Consider the following 307-nt stretch of genomic DNA (forward strand, 5'->3'; position numbering starts at 1 on the left):
CTGGCGCTACTGGACCTCAAGGCGCTCAAGGTAACACAGGTGCTACTGGACCTCAAGGTGTTCAAGGTAACACAGGTGCTACTGGTGCCACTGGACCTCAAGGTGTTCAAGGTAACACAGGCGCTACCGGCGCTACTGGTGCTACTGGACCTCAAGGTGTTCAAGGTAACACAGGTGCTACTGGCGCTACTGGACCTCAAGGCGCTCAAGGTAACACAGGTGCTACTGGACCTCAAGGTGTTCAAGGTAACACAGGTGCTACTGGTGCCACTGGACCTCAAGGTGTTCAAGGTAACACAGGCGCTAC

General features: G+C 55.0%; 1 pseudogene. It reads left to right on the forward strand.

Annotation, left to right across the window (positions count from 1 at the left end):
• Nucleotides 1-307: pseudogene (locus tag AU379_RS23595) on the forward strand (collagen-like protein); the annotation flags it as partial.

This window comes from Bacillus sp. JH7 (assembly GCF_001563515.1).
Taxonomy (GTDB): Bacteria; Bacillota; Bacilli; order Bacillales; family Bacillaceae_G; genus Bacillus_A; species Bacillus_A cereus.